Origin of the sequence: Bacillus cereus group sp. Bce019 (assembly GCF_051781745.1) — a bacterium.
Lineage (GTDB): Bacteria > Bacillota > Bacilli > Bacillales > Bacillaceae_G > Bacillus_A > Bacillus_A cereus.
On the sequence record NZ_JBPWJX010000186.1, the window covers coordinates 1 to 263 of the forward strand.

Below are 263 nucleotides of genomic sequence, written 5' to 3' on the forward strand. Positions count from 1 at the left end.
CAAGATGATCCCGGCCCAGAACAGCACCGAGAGAAAAAGCGGCGGCAGGATCCACCAGCCATGCGGAAATTCTCGCCCGCTCATGCCCGGACCTTTCGCAGCTCGGTGCCGAGCGTGTTGCAGACCTGTCGCCAGTCGGCCGAGGTCAGCCGGTCAAGCGGTTTGAGGTCGCGTAAGATCAGTCCCACGCGCGAGCGGAACGGGCCAAGATCCAGAAGGCTCGACCCCGGATGCAACCGCCCCCACTGCGCCCAGGCAATTTT

General features: G+C 63.9%; 1 protein-coding gene. It reads right to left on the bottom strand.

Annotated features, from left to right (window positions below):
- Positions 1 to 80: 80 nt before the first annotated feature.
- On the bottom strand, positions 81 to 263 hold a 183-nt coding region (locus tag ACS2QP_RS27945), incomplete at its 5' end, for a hypothetical protein (RefSeq protein WP_438883095.1).